The organism is Promicromonospora sukumoe (assembly GCF_014137995.1).
Taxonomy (GTDB): domain Bacteria; phylum Actinomycetota; class Actinomycetes; order Actinomycetales; family Cellulomonadaceae; genus Promicromonospora; species Promicromonospora sukumoe.
Map to the genome: position 1 here is coordinate 1,066,990 of NZ_JACGWV010000002.1, position 15,959 is coordinate 1,082,948.

The following is a 15,959-nucleotide window of genomic DNA, read 5'->3' on the forward strand; positions in this document are numbered from 1 at the left end:
ATCCGCCCGGTTGGACACACCCGGCCCGTGGATCAGGCGCGCAGGTCCAGGGCCAGGTCGAGGATCGGCGCGCTGTGCGTCAGCGCGCCCACCGACAGGAAGTCCACGCCCGTGGCCGCGACCTCGCGGGCCCTCTCCAGCGTGAGGTTGCCAGTCGCCTCGAGCTCGACGTGCGCCGGGACGCCGTCGTGCCCCTCCCGCTCGCGGACGGCGGCGACCGTCCGGGCGAGCAGGACGGGCTCCATGTTGTCCAGGAGCAGGAAGTCCGCGCCCGAGGCCAGCGCCTCCAGCGCCTGGTCGGTCGTGTCGGCCTCGACCTGGATCTGGACGTCGGGGAACATCTCGCGGACGGCGCGGATCGCCGCGGCGACGGAGCCCGCGGCGACCACGTGGTTGTCCTTGACCATGGCGACGTCGTACAGGCCCATGCGCTTGTTGGTGCCGCCGCCCGCCCGCACGGCGTACTTCTGCAGGGCACGCAGGCCGGGCGTGGTCTTGCGGGTGTCGAGCACCTGGGCGCCCGTGCCCTCCAGCTCGCGCGCGAAGGCCCGGGTCGCCGTGGCGACACCCGACGCGCGGCTGGCCAGGTTGAGCAGGGTGCGCTCGGCCACCAGCAGCACCTGGGTGCGGCCCGCGAGGCTCGCCAGCACCTGGCCCGCGGTGACGGCGTCGCCGTCCTGCGCGTGGAAGACGACCTCCGGGGCCGGGAGCGCCAGCCGGCCCGCGACCTGCCCCAGCACCTCCGCCACCACCACGAGGCCGGCGACCACGCCGTCCTCGCGCGCCACCAGGTCGGCCACGCCCGTGGCCGACGGCGGGATGGTCGCCTGCGAGGTCACGTCCCGTCCCGGGGCCGTGCCCAGGTCCTCGTCGAGGGCGGTCTCCACGGTGCGGGCGACCCAGGCGGGGTCGAGGCCCGGGGCGACCGTGGAGGGGGTGGCGAAGACGGGGAGGGTGCTCACGGGGTCACGGTATCCGGAGCGGGACGGGCGGCGTCGGCGTCGACGACGGACTGGAGCGCGTGCTCCGAGTCGACGAGGTACCGCTCCAGGTCGGCCGCCGCGCCCTCGGCGTCACCGCCCAGGAACCGCCGCAGCAGGCCCGCGTTGCGGTCCACGAAGCCGTCGAAGAACGCGCCGTCGTCGCCCAGCAGGCCGAAGGACAGGCGCAGCTCCGCGGAGAGGTTCGCGTGCAGCCGGTCCAGGCGCGGGCTCCCCGCGAGCGCCACGATCCCCGAGTGGAAGCGCATGTTCGCGGCGGCGATGTCCCGCCAGTCGCCGCCGAGCCGGGCGGCGAGGGCGGCGTCGACGGCGTCGCGCATGGCGCGGGCCCCGGGGTGCGCCGGGTGGCCCGCGGCGAGCGCCGGCACCTCGATGAGGCGGCGCACACGGTAGATGTCGACGATGTCGGCCAGGGTGGGGCGTGCCACGGCGACGCCGGCGTTGGGGCGCCGGACCAGCAGGCCCTCGTGGACGAGGATGCGGAAGGCCTCGCGCAGGGTGTTGCGGGAGACGTCGAGGGACTCGCTCACCGACTGCTCCGAGAGGCGCTGCCCGGGTGCCAGCCGCCCGGTGACGATGAGCTCGCGGATGGCGTCTGCGCTGCGCTCTGCGCGGTCCGCTGTCACACGGCCATCCTACGGACTGCCACCGCTGGTCGAGCTTGTCGAGACCTGGGTCTCGACAAGCTCGACCGGCGATGGGTCAGTCGACCGTGTCGGCGACCGCGTGCACCAGGTTGGCGCCCTGGGCGACGATCGCGGTGCGCCAGGCGTCGAACGTCGGGTCGCTGACGGCGAAGTCGGTCTCGAAGTGCTGCATGTCCGGGGTGTGGATGTGCCCGGCCGGGATGTCGAGCCCGGCCCGGTCGCGCAGCAGCGTGTTGCGGTAGGCGCTCTCGTTCGAGAGGTAGTTGCCGCCGCCCCCGCTGTAGGAGCACGAGCCCTCGGCCGGCGGCACGGGCGGCGTGGTGGGCGGGTAGGTCACGGGCGGCGGGTTGTTGAAGGTCTCCCGCACGGGCGAGGAGCAGTCGGGGAACTGCGTGTAGTTGGTGTGCCAGACGACGCCGAACGCCTCGGACTCGTCGGGCCAGGTGTCGCCCGGGGGCCGCGGCACGTCCGCACCAGTGTCGGCCGCGATCATCTCGGCGACCGGCAGGGTCGCCGTGGTCCACTGCGGCGGGTCGGTGAGCCCGTCGCCGCCGCCCCAGCGGTCGACGACCTGGATGTTGCAGCCGGGGTTGTCGACCGCGAGCTGCGGCACGCCGCCGACGGTCGGGCAGGGCGCGGTGCGGTCGTTGCCGAGCGAGACGCCGTGGTACCGGCTGTTCCACTGCTCCAGGTTGAACTGCGCGCCGCCGGCCTGGCTGACGGTGAGGGACGCGTCGACCTGCCGGGGGCCGGGCTCCATGAAGGGGCCGACGGTGTCCTCGAGGTAGCCCCGCTCGAACTCGGGGTAGCTCACGGGCAGCGTGTAGGCCTCGATGTAGGCGGTGCGGCCGTCGTCGGTGCGGTAGGTGGTGCCGTCCAGGGCGAGCGCCGTGGCGCCGGACGGGTTGCCGTGCCGGACGTTGTTGCCGACCGTGCCCGGCGCGGACCCGGTGGTGCCGCCGTCGAGCGTGTAGACGTCGAACCCGCTGACGAGCACGCGCACCGCGTTCCGGCTGCGCGGGAGGTCGATGTCGTCCATGCCGCGGGCGGCCTTCTCGAACGTCTCGACGAGCCCGGAGCGCTCCTCGTCGGTGAGGCCGCCGCGGGGGTCCCACTGGCGGAGCGCGGCCATGCCCTCGACGCGGGTCCAGTACAGCGGGCGGTCGTCGCTCGCGGGCAGGTCGCCGCGCACGGCGCCGTGGCCCTGGGCCCTGCGGACGGCGGCGTCCCAGAGGGCCTGGCCCGAGCGCTGGGCGAGCCGCGTCGCGGCGTCGAGCGTGCGGGTGCGGCACAGGGCCTCGGTGAGCGACGCCGTGTACCCGCCGAACCCGCCGCCCTCGATGATCGTGCGGGCGTAGGTCGCGCCCGCGGCGACGGTGGGGTCGGCGGCGTCGGGCAGGTAGGCGACGAGGCGGCTCTCCTCGGCCGACAGCGGGATGCCCGGGTCGAGGCAGCCGGCAGCCGGCTGTGCTGCGGCCGGGCCGGGCTGCGCGACGGCGGGGCCCGGCTGCGCTGCGGCGGGGCCCGGCTGCGCTGCGGCCGGGCCCTCCTGTGCGACGGCCGGTCCGGCCAGTGCGGTGGTGGCGCAGAGCGCGAGGGCGGCGGCGCCCGCTCGCACCCTGGTACGTGATCTCGGCATGGTGGATCCCTTCTCCCCTCGGAAGCGGTCCTCCCCGACGCTAGAGGTTCGTTGAACAATCCGACAGGGCCTCGGCCGTAAAGTTCTCGTGTCCCCGACTGGTCCCCAGGTTTGAAGCCGTGTCATGATCGACCAGATCTCGCAATACGGGTGAAACATCCGATCGAGACCATCCTGACTGTTGAACAATCCGGCTCACCACGACAACCAGGAGGACGCCATGTCCGACACGAGCCACGAGCCCCCGGCCTCATCGACCGAGAGCACCCCGGCGAGCCACACCCCGGCGGGCGTCCGGCGGTTCACCTCGGCCCGACGCCGGTCCCTGCTGGGCGCGCTGTTCCTCATGGCGACGTCGGCCATCGGACCGGGCTTCATCACGCAGACCGCCACGTTCACGCAGCAGCTCGGCGCGGCGTTCGCGTTCGGCATCCTCGCCTCGATCCTCCTGGACCTGGCCGTCCAGATGAACGTGTGGCGCATGATCACTCTGACGGGCAAGCGCGCGAGCGTGCTGGCCAACGAGGCGCTGCCGGGCAGCGGCTACCTGCTGGCCGTCCTCATCGTGTTCGGCGGGCTCATCTTCAACATCGGCAACACGGCCGGTGCCGGGCTGGGCCTGAACGCCCTGTTCGGCCTGGACCCCCGGATCGGCGGCGCGATCAGCGCGGCCATCGCCATCGCGATCTTCCTGGCCAAGCGCGCGGGGGCCGTCGTCGACCGCGTGGTGATCGTCGCCGGGCTCGTGATGATCGTGCTCACCGTGATCGTCGCGATCCTCTCCGACCCTCCGGTGGGCGACGCGCTCAAGCAGACCGTGCTGCCGGACACCATCGACTTCGCCACGATCACGACCATCGTGGGCGGCACCGTCGGCGGGTACATCACCTACGCCGGCGCCCACAAGCTGCTCGACTCGGGCACCACGGGCCCCGAGCACATCGCCGAGGTCAACCGGGCCGCCATCAGCGGCATCCTCGTGACGGGGATCATGCGGTACGTGCTGTTCCTGGCGATCCTCGGCGTCGTCGCGTCCGGCGTGGTGCTCGACGTCGCCGGCAACCCCGCCGCCGACGCCTTCTCGGCCGCCGCGGGCGAGACCGGGCTGCGCATCTTCGGCGCCGTGTTCTGGATCGCGGCCATCACCAGCATCATCGGGTCCGCCTACACGTCCGTCTCGTTCCTGCCGGTGTTCTCGGCGAAGATCGCGGGACGCACGGCCGACCTGTGGACGGTGGGCTTCATCGTCGTCTCGCTCGCGGTCTACCTGGCGGTGGGCACGGCGCCGGCCACCCTGCTCGTGTTCGTGGGCGGGGTGAACGGCCTCATCCTGCCGATCGGCCTGACCCTGTTCATGTACATCGGCTGGTTCCGCGGCTCGCTGCTCGGCAAGGCCCGCTACCCGCGCTGGCTCCTGGTGGTCGGCACCCTGGCCACCGTGGTCACCTGGTACATGGCGGTCAACGCGGTGGGCCCGATCTTCGACCTGCTGTCCGTCTGAGCCCCACGAGAGGAACGCACCATGAGCGCCGTCGACCTGAACAGCGACCTCGGCGAGGGCTTCGGCCGCTGGACCCTCGGCGACGACGAGCAGATGCTCGGCATCGTCTCCAGCGCCAACGTCGCGTGCGGGTTCCACGCCGGGGACCCGGCGTCGATCCGCCGCACGCTGCGGTCCGCCGTGGCGCACGGCGTCACCGTCGGCGCGCACGTGGGCTACCGCGACCTGGCCGGCTTCGGCCGGCGCAACATGGACGTGCCCGACGACGAGCTCGAGGCCGACGTCGCCTACCAGATCGGGGCGCTGCGCGGCCTGGCCGACGCCGAGGGCGCCGTCGTCACCTACGTGAAGCCGCACGGCGCGCTCTACAACACCGCTGCGGTGGACGAGCGCGTCGCGCGGGCGGTCGCCGCGGCCGTCGCCGCCGTCGACCCCGGGCTGGTGCTGCTGGGCCTGCCCGGGAGCGTGGCCCTCGCGGCGGGCGAGGCGGCCGGGCTCGCCACCGCCACGGAGGCCTTCGCCGACCGCGCGTACACCCCGGAGGGCCGCCTGGTCTCACGGCGCGAGCCCGGCGCGGTGCTGCACGACGCCGACGACGTGGCGCGCCGGATGCTCCGCCTCGTCACCGAGGGCGTGGTCACCGCCGTCGACGGTTCCGACGTCGCGGTGCGCGCCGACTCGGTGTGCGTGCACGGCGACTCCCCCGGCGCCGTCGCCATGGCCCGGCGCATCCGCGACCTGTTCGACGCGGAGGGCATCGAGCTCGCCGCCTTCGCCCCGGCGCGGGGCAGCGGTCCCGCGGCGTGATGCGGGTCCTGACCGCGCGCGACGACGCCCTCCTGGTCGAGCTCGACGACCTGGACCAGGCGGTCGCGCTGTACGAGTCCCTGCTGGCCGACCCGGTGCGCGGCGTCGGGACGCCCGTGCCCGGCGCGCGGACCCTGCTGGTGCCGTTCCGGCCGTCGGCGGTCAGCGCGCGGGACCTGGCCGCCGAGCTCCGCGCGCGGCCGCTGGAGCGCGGCGCGCGGACGACGGCGCGCACGGTCGAGGTCCCCGTGCTGTACGACGGCGCGGACCTCACCGAGGTGGCCGCGCTGCTCGGCTGGAGCACCGACGAGCTGGTCCGGCGGCACACCGGGGCGACGTGGACCGTGGGCTTCGTCGGCTTCGCGCCGGGCTTCGCGTACCTGACCAGCGACGACCCGGAGCTGGTGGTCCCCCGCCGGTCGAGTCCACGCACACGGGTGCCGGCCGGGTCGGTGGCCCTGGCCGGGCCGTACAGCGGGGTCTACCCGCGGGAGAGCCCGGGCGGCTGGCAGCTCCTGGGCCGCACCGACGCCCCGGTCTGGGACGTGACCCGCGAGCGCCCGGCCCTGCTGCTGCCCGGCGACACGGTCCGCTTCACGTCGACGGCGGCCCTGTCGCGGGCGCCCGTGTCTGCGCCGCCGCCTGCGGCCGTGCCGCCGACCTCGCCTGCTCCGCCATCGCCGACGCCGCCTCCGACGGCCGGTGTTGACCACAGCAGTTGCTGCCACGACGACCCGGTTCCTGGCAGCAACCGCTGTGGTCAACAGCTCGGGCTGGAGGTCGTGAGCGGTGGGGCGCAGGCGCTCGTGCAGGATCTGGGGCGCGGCGGGGCCGAAGGGGCCGGCGTGTCGGCGTCCGGGGCGCTGGACCGGCCGAGCCTGCGCGCGGCCAACCGGGCCGTCGGCAACCCCACGGACGCCGCCGTGATCGAGTCGGTGGGCGGGCTGCGGCTGCGCGCCCGGGGCCCGCAGGTGCTCGCGGTGACGGGGGCTGCGGGCGACCTGGTGGTGCGGCCCGGGGGCGACGGCCCCGGGGCCCGCCGGGACGGAACTGACGGCCCCGGAGCGCGCCGGCCCGGCAACGGTGCCCACGGCGTACGCCGGCCCCGGCCCGGTGAGCCCTTCGCCCTGGACGACGGCGACGAGCTCCGGCTCGCCGCACCCGCCCGCGGCGTCCGTGCCTACGTGGCCGTACGCGGCGGGATCGACGTGCCGCCGGTGCTCGGCAGCCGGGCCACCGACGTGCTCGCCGGGCTGGGCCCCGACCCGCTCGGCTCCGGCGACGTGCTGCCGGTGGGCGCGCCCGACCGCGGCCTGCCCGCTGCCGCGCCGCCACCGCCGGCACCGGCACCGGCACCCGGCCCAACCCCGGACGAACTCCCGGCCCCCGGCGAGACCACGGAGCTCACCATCGTGCTCGGGCCGCGCGACGACTGGTTCGACACCGCCACGATCGACCTGCTGACCGGCCAGGACTGGCTCGTGACGCCGCGGTCCAACCGGATCGGTCTCCGCCTGGACGGCGAAGCGCTGACCCGGCTCCCGGAGCGTCGGGACACCGAGCTGCCGAGCGAGGGCTGCGTCACCGGCGCGATCCAGGTGCCGCCGGACGGCCTGCCGGTGCTGTTCCTGGCCGACCATCCCCTCACCGGCGGGTATCCCGTGATCGCGGCGGTCGCCGCGGACCAGGTGCCGCTCGCCGGCCAGCTCCCGGCGGGCGCGCGCGTCCGCCTCACGATCCGCAACACCCCTGGAGGCACGCCATGATCCGTACCGTCCTCGTCGCGAACCGGGGCGAGATCGCGGTCCGCGTGGTCCGGGCCTGCGCCGACCTCGGCCTCCGGTCCGTCGCGGTCTACGCCGACGGCGACGCCGACGCCCCGCACGTCCGCCTGGCCGACGAGGCCTGGGCCCTGGACGGGCGCACCGCCGCGGAGACGTACCTGTCGGTCGGCAAGCTGCTCGACGTCGCCCGCCGCGCCGGGGCGGACGCCGTGCACCCCGGCTACGGCTTCCTCTCGGAGAGCCCGGCCGCGGCCCGCGCGGCCGAGGAGGCGGGACTGGTGTGGGTGGGGCCGACGTCGGCGACCATCGAGCTGCTCGGCGACAAGATCGCGGCCCGCGACCTGGCGCGGAAGGTGGGCGCGCCCCTCGTCCCGGGCTCCGACGGGCCGGTGCCCGACGCCGCCGCCGCGCTGGCCTTCGCCGAGGAGCACGGGCTCCCGCTGGCGATCAAGGCCGCGCACGGCGGCGGCGGGCGCGGCATGCGGGTCGCGCGGACGCTGGAGGAGGTGCCGGAGCTCTTCGAGGCCGCGCGCCGGGAGGCCGAGGCCGCGTTCGGCCGGGGCGAGTGCTTCGTGGAACGGTTCCTGGAGCGACCCCGGCACGTCGAGGCGCAGGTCATCGCCGACGGCCACGGCCACGTGGTGGTCGCGGGCACCCGCGACTGCTCGCTGCAGCGGCGCAACCAGAAGCTGGTCGAGGAGGCGCCCGCGCCGTTCCTGGACGACGCCGTGCGCGCCCGGGTGCACGAGTCGGCCCGCGCCCTGTGCGCCGCGGCCGGCTACCGGAGCGCGGGCACCGTCGAGTTCCTGCTCGGGGCGGACGGCACGCTCTCGTTCCTGGAGGTGAACACCCGGCTCCAGGTGGAGCACCCCGTGACGGAGGAGACCACCGGCCTGGACCTCGTCGTGGAGCAGCTCCGCGTCGCGAGCGGCCTGCCCCTGTCCGTGACCGAGGACCCGGCGCCGTCCGGGCACGCGATCGAGCTGCGGCTCAACGCCGAGGACCCGGCGCGCGGGTTCCTGCCGGGCCCCGGACGCGTCGAGCGCTTCGTGCCGCCGGCCGGCCCGGGGGTCCGGGTCGACGCCGGTATCGAGTCCGGCTCGGTGATCCCCGGCGAGTTCGACTCGCTGTTCGCCAAGGTCGTCGTCTGGGGACCCACCCGGGACGCGGCGCTCGCCCGGGCCCGGCGCGCCGCCGCGGAGACCGTGGTGGAGGGCGTGCCCACGGTGCTGCCGTTCCACCGGGCGGTGCTGGCGGACCCCGCGTTCACGGGGACGGAGGAGCGCGGCTTCGCCGTCCACACCCAGTGGATAGAGACCGAGCTGCTCGCGTCGATCGACCCGCAGTCGCTCGCCGCACCAGTCACCGAGCCGGGGGTCGTGGACACCTGGGTCGAGATCGACGGCCGCAGGCACCGGGTGCGGACACCGGGCGTCATCGGGCTCGGACTCCCGGGACGGGGCGCGGACGGCGGCGGCGGGACCGCCGGCAACCCGTCGTCGGGCACGGCGGAGGTCGACGGCCCCTCGCCCCTGCTCGCGGCCATGCCCGGCACCCTGGTCCGCTGGCTCGTGCCCGACGGCGAGACCGTCGCGGACGGCCAGCCCGTCGCCGTCGTCGAGGCCATGAAGATGGAGTCGCAGCTCGTGGCCGACACCGCGGGCGTGCTGCACCACGAGGCCGCGGAGGGCACCCAGATCACCCCGGCGACCCCGATCGCCCACATCACGGTCGCCTGAGCCGGTCACCTCGGGCTGACTCCGGTTCAGCAGGCCACAGCCGACCATCACCCGGTGGGAAACGGTCGGCTGCGGCCTGCTGAACGAAAGTCAGTCCTCGGCGGCCGACGGGAGGCTACGACGGCAGGGTCGTCAGCACCCCGTCGTCGTCCAGCCGGACCAGCACCCGCCGCCGCCAGGCGTCGTCGGGCCGCGGGAAGTCCGTGCGGTAGTGGCCGCCGCGGGTCTCCTCGCGCAGCCACGCCGCGCGGGTCAGCGCGCGGGCGACCAGGTGCACGTTGGTGGTCTCCCACTCGGCGGCCTGGGGCTCGGCCACGACGTCGGCGGCGCGGTGCGCGTCCGCGCGGACGGCGCCCAGCCGCTCGTCGGCGTCGGCCAGCGACCGGGCCGACCGGATCACGCCAGCCCCGGCGGACGTGACCTTCTGGATCCGCGACCTCGCGGCGGCCGCGACCAGCGCCGCCCCGCCCGGCCGGGCAACCGGCTCCCCCGGCTTCAGGTCGCCGGTCTCGAACCGGTCCACGATGTCGCGGGCCGCGCGGGAGGCGAACACGATGCCCTCCAGCAGCGAGTTCGACGCGAGCCGGTTGGCCCCGTGCACGCCGGTGCACGCGACCTCGCCGACCGCGTACAGCCCGTCCACCGAGGACCGCCCGTCGAGGTCGGTCACCACGCCGCCGGAGTGGTAGTGCTGCGCGGGCGCCACGGGCACCGGCTCCTCGGACCAGTCGATGCCGGCCTCCAGCAGCCGCGCGTTGATCGTGGGGAACCGCGTCCGGAGGAACTCCCGACCCAGGTGGCGGGCGTCGAGCAGCACGTTGTCGGCCCCGGTGGCGGCCATCTGCCGCACGATCGCGTGCGCGACGACGTCCCGCGGCGCCAGCTCGGCCATCTCGTGCACGCCCGGCATGAACCGGTGCCCGTTGACGTCGAGCAGCAGGGCACCCTCGCCGCGCACCGCCTCGGAGATGAGCGGGAGCTGGCCCTTGGCGCCCGAGCCCAGCCACAGCACGGTCGGGTGGAACTGGACGAACTCCAGGTCGCCCAGCACGGCCCCGGCCCGGAGCGCGGCGGCGATACCGTCGCCCGTCGCGCCGGCCGGGTTGGTGGACGACCGGAACACCTGCCCGATCCCGCCGGTCGCCAGCACGACGGCCGGCGCCAGCACGGCGCCGACGCCGTCGCGCGAGCCCGTGCCCCGGACGTGCAGGGTCACACCGCAGGCCCGCCCGCCGACCGTGGTCAGCACGTCCAGCACGAGCGCGTTCTCGACCACCTCGATGCCCGGGTCGTGCCGCACGGCCTCGATCTGCGCGACCAGCGCGCGGGAGATCTCCGCGCCCGTGGCGTCGCCGCCCGCGTGGGCGATGCGGTCGGCGTGGTGGCCGCCCTCGCGGGTGAGCGCGATGTCACCGTCGGCCGCCTTGTCGAAGACGGCGCCGCGCGCGACGAGCTCGCGCACCCGCTCCGGGCCCTCGGTGACCAGCACCCGCACGGCCTCCGGGTCGGCCAGGCCGCCGCCGGCGGCGAGCGTGTCCGCCAGGTGCGCCTCGGGCGAGTCGGACGGGTCGAGCGCCGCGGCGATGCCGCCCTGCGCCCACACCGTCGAGCCCGAGGACAGCTCGCCCTTGGTCACCAGCACCACGCGCGGCACGCGGGTGCGCAGCTCCAGCGCCGCCGTCAGGCCCGCGATCCCGGAGCCGACGACGATCGCGTCGGCCTCGACGGTCCAGCCGGGCGCGGGCGCCGCGAGGGACCGGGCCAGCCGCGGGCCCGGTCCGGGAGTGCTGCTCACGCCCGGCCCGACGCCGTACGCACCAGGCCCGCGTGCTGGAACGGCTCGATCGGCAGGCCGCTCTCCTCCAGCCCGTACCCGTCGGGCACGTGCCCGGGCTCGTCGTTGATCTCGACGATGCGGTTGTCGCCGTCGACGAACACGACGTGCGGCAGGAACGTGCGTGCGTCGTGGTCGGAGAGCATGCCGTAGCCGATCAGGATGACCACGTCGCCCGGGCTGACCAGGTGGGCCGCCGCGCCGTTGATGCAGATCTGCCCGGAGCCGGGCTCGCCCGGGATCACGTAGGTGGTCAGCCGGGCGCCGTTGGTCACGTCGACCACGTCGACCTGCTGGCCGGGGACGAGGTCGGCGGCGTCGAGCAGGTCGGCGTCCACGGTGATGGACCCGACGTAGTGCAGGTCCGCCTGCGTCACGGTGGCGCGGTGGATCTTGGAGATCATCATCGGCCGCTGCAGCGAGGCGGGACGGCCGACGGGCGGACGGTGCTCGGTGGTGCTCATGGTGTTACCTCTGGACCTCTGGCGAGACCTCGACGGCCTGGTTGTCGATCAGGCGGGTGGAACCCACCCGTGCGGCCACGAGCAGCAGCGCGGGGCCGGAGAAGTCGTCGGTGACCGCGTCCACGGTCACCGGGTCGACGAGCGCCAGGTAGTCGACCACGACGCCGTCGGCCCCGTCCAGCACTTCGCGCGCGTCGTTGATCACACCCGCCGCCCCGCGGTCCGCGGCGGCGGCCCCCGCCCGCAGCGCGCGCGACAGCGTCAGGGCCTGCTCGCGCTCGTCGGGCGCCAGGTAGGCGTTGCGCGAGGACAGGGCCAGGCCGTCGGGCTCGCGCACCGTCGGCACGCCCACGACCTCGACGGGCACCTCCAGGTCGCGCACCATGCGGCGCACGGCCAGGAGCTGCTGGGCGTCCTTCTCGCCGAACAGCGCGACGTCGGGCCGCACCAGGTGCATCAGCTTGAGCACCACGGTGAGCACGCCGTCCATGTGCCCGGGGCGGAACTCGCCCTCCAGCACCTCGCCGACCCGCCCGGCGGACACCCGCACCACGGGGTCGCCGTCCGGGTAGACGACGTCGGGCGTGGGCGCGAAGACGACGTCGGCCCCGACCCCGGCGAGCCGCGCGACGTCGCCCTCCAGGTCGCGCGGGTACTTGTCCAGGTCCTCGCCCGCGCCGAACTGGAGCGGGTTCACGAAGATCGTGACGACGACCTGGCCGTTGGGCCCGGCCTCGGCGCGCGCCCGGCGCACCAGCTCCAGGTGCCCCTCGTGCAGCGCGCCCATGGTCATGACGACGGCGCGCTGTCCCGGCCCGGCGTCGGGCCCGGCGCCCTCCAGGGGACCGCTGAGGGCCCAGCGCATCTGCGCGTCCTGGAGCTCGGGGCGGGTGCGGACCACGAGCGGGGTGCGCTGCGCGGGTCCCGCACCGGAGGGGGTCGTGGTCTCGGTGCTCACGGTCTGTTCCTTCCGGCGTGCGACTCCCCGCTGGCGCCGTCCAGCACGTCCAGCAGGGCCTGTGCGGCGGTGTCGCCGATGCGGTGGCTCGCCAGCGCGCGGCGCGTGGCCCCGCGGGCGAGCTCGGTGTAGCTGTCGGGCACGTCGGTGGCGCCGCTCTCGGCGGCGAGCGCGCTGAGCTCGGTCAGGTGCCGTCGCACGGTGCCGACGTCGCCCCGGGACACGGGTCCCGTCAGTGCGGAGATGGCCCCCGGCCCGACGCCGTCGCGCGCGTCCGCGGACCGCGTCGCCTGCTCCAGGGCCGCCGAGAGCAGGGGCGCGAGCACCCGACCGGGCAGCTCGACACCGGCCGCCTCCAGCGCCTGCGCGGCCTGCGCGACGAGCACCACGAGGTGGTTCGCGCCGTGCGCGAGCGCGGCGTGGTACAGCCCGCGGGCCTGCTCGTCCACGACCACGGGCTCGCCGCCGATCTCGACCACGAGCGCCTGCCCGATGGGCAGCACCGGCGCCGGGGCGGTCACGGCGAACGTGCAGCCCTCCAGGCGCGCGAGGTCCAGCGACGTGCCGGTGAACGTCATCGCGGGGTGGATCGCGAGCGGGATCGCGCCGCCCAGCCGGGCGGGCTCCAGCACGGCGGTGCCGAAGCGCCCGGACGTGTGGATCGCGAGCTGGCCGGGCTGCCAGGCCCCGGTCTCGGCGAGGCCGGAGACCAGGGTCTCCAGGGCGTCGTCGGGCACCGCGAGGAGCACGAGCTCGGCCCGCTCCACGACGTCGGGCACCTCGAGGTTGGGGACGCCGGGCAGGAGCGTCTCGATGCGCTCCCGGGAGTCCTCCGAGATGCCGCTCGCGCCGACCACCGCGTGGCCCGCGGCCCGCAGCGCGTTGCCGAGCACCGCGCCCACGCGTCCCCCGCCCACCAATCCGACACCCAGCCGGCCAGGCCTGCGGCCCGCCTCGTCGGGGTCACTCACGGGTCACTCCCCCTGTCGTTCCATCCAGCGTTCGGGACCGGCGGCCGCACGCGCGGTGCGGGCCCGCCGGGCCTGCTCGGTCATGAGCTGCGCCGCGTCCGCGGCCTCGAGGTGCGGCACCTCCGGGTGCACCGGGCCCTCCGTGGAGTGCACCTGGAACGAGGCCACGCCCAGCCGGCGCTGCCACGGCCCCTGGCTCAGGGCCAGCGACTGCGTCCGCTCGTGGGGCACCACGTCCAGGATCTTGACCATGCGCCCCCGGCGCAGCAGCAGCGCGCGGCCCGTCACGGTGAACCCGTTGCGGCGCCATGCCACCGGGTCCAGTATGCGCGTCCGGCGCGGAGCGGTGATGTAGACGCTCTCCGTCCGGGAGTCGCCGTCCAGGCCCGCGTCCAAAACGCGGCGCGGCTCGTCGACGCCGAGGTCGGGCAGCACGAGGGAGAGCACGGTGAGCGCCTCCTCGCGGGTGCCGACCGGGAGCAGCACGCTGTTCTTCTCCTCGCTCTCGCCGCCGTAGCCGGCCACGTTCACCTGGACGCGCCACCAGTCCCGGCCCCGCCACAGCACGCTCTGCACCAGGCGGACGGCCTGCACGCGGCCGGGCGGGATGGTCTGGGAGCGCGTCTCCAGCATGCCGTGCCGCAGGCGGACGCCGTCGGGCGAGATGGCCACCCGGAAGTCGAACTCGCCGGTGATCCGGTTGAACAGGTAGCCGCCGGCGCCCAGCACCGCGGGCAGGGAGGCGGAGATGACGGCGAACTCGCCCGTCGCGATCATCACGACGACGACCCCGAGGGCCCAGACGAGCAGCGTGATCATCGCCCCGGAGCGCACCACGGACGCGATCAGCCGGCCCAGGGGCACGCTGAGCACGGGCACCTGGGGCGCCTCGAGGCTGCCCGCGGGCGCGGGCTGGGGCGGCGCGTCCTGGACGGGGGCGCCGGCGTCCTGGGGCGCCGTCCCCTCCGGGACGGGCGCGCTCACCGCGTCGGACGGCGCCGGCGCGGCCGGGGCCACCTGACGCCGGTCCGCCACCTTGAGGCCCGCCGCACGGGCGAGGAGCTCGGCGCGCAGCTCGTCGGCGTCGGCCCCCTTGAGGAATCCGATGGCGACGCCGGAGTCGGTGCCGCCCGCCGTCTCCAGGGTGAGCTCGCACAGCCCGAAGAACCGGGCCACCAGGGGCTGCCGGATGTCCACCGACTGGAGCCGGTCCAGCCGAGCGTGCCGCTGCTGCCGGAACAGGATGCCGCGCCGCAGGTGCACGGTCTCCTCGCCGACGGCGAACGTCGTCATGCGCCAGGCCAGCGTCGAGTAGCCCCAGCCCACGAGCGCGACGGCGGCCAGCGCCGCGAGCAGCGTCCACCAGTACTCGCCGGACACCAGGGCGATGAGGCCGCCGCGCGGCCCGCCCTCGATGCTCTGCTGCCCCAGGATGACCACCGCGGCGCCGACCACCGCCCAGCCCCGCACCAGGGGGGTGATCGGGTGGACGCGCCGCCACTGGAGGTTCTCGGTGGAGTCCGTCGTGACGGGGTCCGACGTGGCGGGGTCCGTCGGAGCAGGGTCCGACGTGGCAGGGTCCGTGCCGGGCTGCGGTTCCGCGCTCACAGCCCCGCCAGCCGGGCCTCGCCGCGGGACGCCAGGCGGTCACGCAGGCGTGCCGCCTCGTCCGGCGGCAGGCCGGGGATCTGGGCGTCGGTGCCGACCGACGCCGTGTGGAGCTGCACCTTGGCCAGGCCGAGCTTGCGGTCGAGCGGCCCGGCCTCGACGTCCACGTACTGCATGCGGCCGTAGGGCACCACGACCATCGACCGGAACATGACGCCCTTGCGGATGAGCAGGTCGTCGTCGCGCTCGGCGTACCCGATCGCGCGGACCTGCCGCGGGACCAGCAGGACCGACCACAGCAGGGAGAGGGCGGGCACGCCCGCGAGGATCCAGAACCACGGGCTGACGGTCACCGCGAGGGCGACGCCGATGACCGCGGGTATGCCGAGGCTGATGGCGCCCGGGACCAGCCGGGCCGTCACGAGCCGCGGGGACACGCGGTTCCAGGTCACGTCGTGCGGTTCGAATGGGCTGGTCATGCTGCCCATTGTTCCGCAGACCCGTTCCGGTGGGTAGCGAGGCGTCAGGCAGGCGCCGGCGACCCGTCCTCCTCGGACCCGTTGCGGTCCTTGTCCGACGGCGGCAGCTCGCAGAACTTCTCCACGACCAGGCCGACGACGGCCAGCGCGACCGAGCACAGCACGGCCACGGCGGCCGCGACCGCGCGGTCGCGGCGCGGCTCGATCGCGAGGTCGCCGAGCACCACCAGCACCTGCGCCAGGTACCAGCCGCCCAGGAGGGAGCCGGTCAGGGCCGCGGCCTTCGCCAGGACGAGCGTCCGGGCGGCCCGGATGCCGTCGAGGCTGGGGCGCTTGCCCTTCTGGTAGGCCCGCACGGCCCACCCCGACCAGAAGACGCCGCCGGCCAGCACCAGGATCGCGACGTCGACGAGCCAGGGCACGACGGGCAGGTACACGGAGCGCGACTCGAGGGCGCGCAGCACGAGCCAACCGACCACCGCGACAGCCACGAGGACTGCGATCAAGGACCGGACCGGGGTTCTGCG

The 15,959-nt window shown here is 75.3% G+C and carries 14 protein-coding genes; 4 read left to right on the forward strand and 10 right to left on the reverse strand.

The features are described from left to right. Positions 1-32: 32 nt before the first annotated feature. From nadC to FHX71_RS21825, 3 genes are all read right to left on the reverse strand, one after another. The gene (gene nadC, locus FHX71_RS21815; protein ID WP_182619517.1) at positions 33-962 is read right to left on the reverse strand and encodes a carboxylating nicotinate-nucleotide diphosphorylase; all 930 of its coding nucleotides are present in this window, start codon (positions 960-962) and stop codon (positions 33-35) included. Next, on the reverse strand, positions 959-1,627 hold the full coding sequence (locus FHX71_RS21820) for a GntR family transcriptional regulator (protein WP_182619518.1): 669 nt from the start codon (positions 1,625-1,627) through the stop codon (positions 959-961). Before FHX71_RS21820 ends, nadC begins: the two co-directional genes overlap by 4 nt. A gap of 76 nt (positions 1,628-1,703) precedes the next feature. Next, positions 1,704-3,287: a PA0049 C-terminal domain-containing protein gene (locus FHX71_RS21825; RefSeq protein WP_220490235.1), complete on the reverse strand. Its 1,584-nt coding sequence runs from the start codon at positions 3,285-3,287 to the stop codon at positions 1,704-1,706. 220 nt (positions 3,288-3,507) lie between these two features. On the opposite strand from FHX71_RS21825, the gene FHX71_RS21830 reads away from it, so the two are divergent. The 4 genes from FHX71_RS21830 to FHX71_RS21845 are packed head-to-tail and all read left to right on the forward strand — an operon-like array spanning position 3,508 to position 9,118. Then, positions 3,508-4,788, forward strand: a complete 1,281-nt coding sequence (locus FHX71_RS21830) for an NRAMP family divalent metal transporter (RefSeq protein WP_182619519.1) — start codon at positions 3,508-3,510, stop codon at positions 4,786-4,788. A 21-nt stretch (positions 4,789-4,809) separates the two neighbouring features. Further along, a complete protein-coding gene (locus tag FHX71_RS21835) occupies positions 4,810-5,595 on the forward strand; it encodes a LamB/YcsF family protein (RefSeq protein ID WP_182619520.1) in 786 nt (261 codons plus the stop codon). Continuing rightward, a complete protein-coding gene (locus FHX71_RS21840; RefSeq protein WP_182619521.1) occupies positions 5,595-7,361 on the forward strand; it encodes a 5-oxoprolinase subunit B/C family protein in 1,767 nt (588 codons plus the stop codon). Before FHX71_RS21835 ends, FHX71_RS21840 begins: the two co-directional genes overlap by 1 nt. Further along, positions 7,358-9,118, forward strand: a complete 1,761-nt coding sequence (locus tag FHX71_RS21845) for an acetyl/propionyl/methylcrotonyl-CoA carboxylase subunit alpha (protein ID WP_220490236.1) — start codon at positions 7,358-7,360, stop codon at positions 9,116-9,118. The genes FHX71_RS21840 and FHX71_RS21845 overlap by 4 nt, the downstream gene beginning before the upstream one ends. A gap of 115 nt (positions 9,119-9,233) precedes the next feature. Here FHX71_RS21845 and FHX71_RS21850 read toward each other — a convergent pair whose 3' ends face one another. From FHX71_RS21850 to FHX71_RS21880, 7 genes are read right to left on the reverse strand one after another with little or no spacing between them, the layout of a single operon-like run. After that, entirely contained in the window at positions 9,234-10,913 is a 1,680-nt protein-coding gene (locus tag FHX71_RS21850) for an L-aspartate oxidase (protein ID WP_182619522.1), read from the reverse strand. Further along, positions 10,910-11,416 carry an aspartate 1-decarboxylase gene (gene panD / locus FHX71_RS21855; protein WP_020017944.1) on the reverse strand — a complete coding sequence of 169 codons (507 nt, stop codon included), beginning with the start codon at positions 11,414-11,416 and terminating at the stop codon, positions 10,910-10,912. Before panD ends, FHX71_RS21850 begins: the two co-directional genes overlap by 4 nt. Before the next feature lie 4 nt (positions 11,417-11,420). Further along, positions 11,421-12,374: a pantoate--beta-alanine ligase gene (panC, locus tag FHX71_RS21860; RefSeq protein WP_182619523.1), complete on the reverse strand. Its 954-nt coding sequence runs from the start codon at positions 12,372-12,374 to the stop codon at positions 11,421-11,423. Then, positions 12,371-13,345: a Rossmann-like and DUF2520 domain-containing protein gene (locus tag FHX71_RS30180; RefSeq protein WP_182619524.1), complete on the reverse strand. Its 975-nt coding sequence runs from the start codon at positions 13,343-13,345 to the stop codon at positions 12,371-12,373. Before FHX71_RS30180 ends, panC begins: the two co-directional genes overlap by 4 nt. Before the next feature lie 3 nt (positions 13,346-13,348). Next, positions 13,349-14,953 carry a PH domain-containing protein gene (locus FHX71_RS21870; protein ID WP_312877166.1) on the reverse strand — a complete coding sequence of 535 codons (1,605 nt, stop codon included), beginning with the start codon at positions 14,951-14,953 and terminating at the stop codon, positions 13,349-13,351. After that, complete coding sequence (locus FHX71_RS21875) at positions 14,950-15,441, reverse strand: PH domain-containing protein (protein WP_182619525.1); 492 nt, start codon at positions 15,439-15,441, stop codon at positions 14,950-14,952. The genes FHX71_RS21870 and FHX71_RS21875 overlap by 4 nt, the downstream gene beginning before the upstream one ends. A gap of 35 nt (positions 15,442-15,476) precedes the next feature. Further along, the gene (locus FHX71_RS21880; protein WP_312877167.1) at positions 15,477-15,938 is read right to left on the reverse strand and encodes a DUF3180 domain-containing protein; all 462 of its coding nucleotides are present in this window, start codon (positions 15,936-15,938) and stop codon (positions 15,477-15,479) included. Positions 15,939-15,959: the final 21 nt, after the last annotated feature.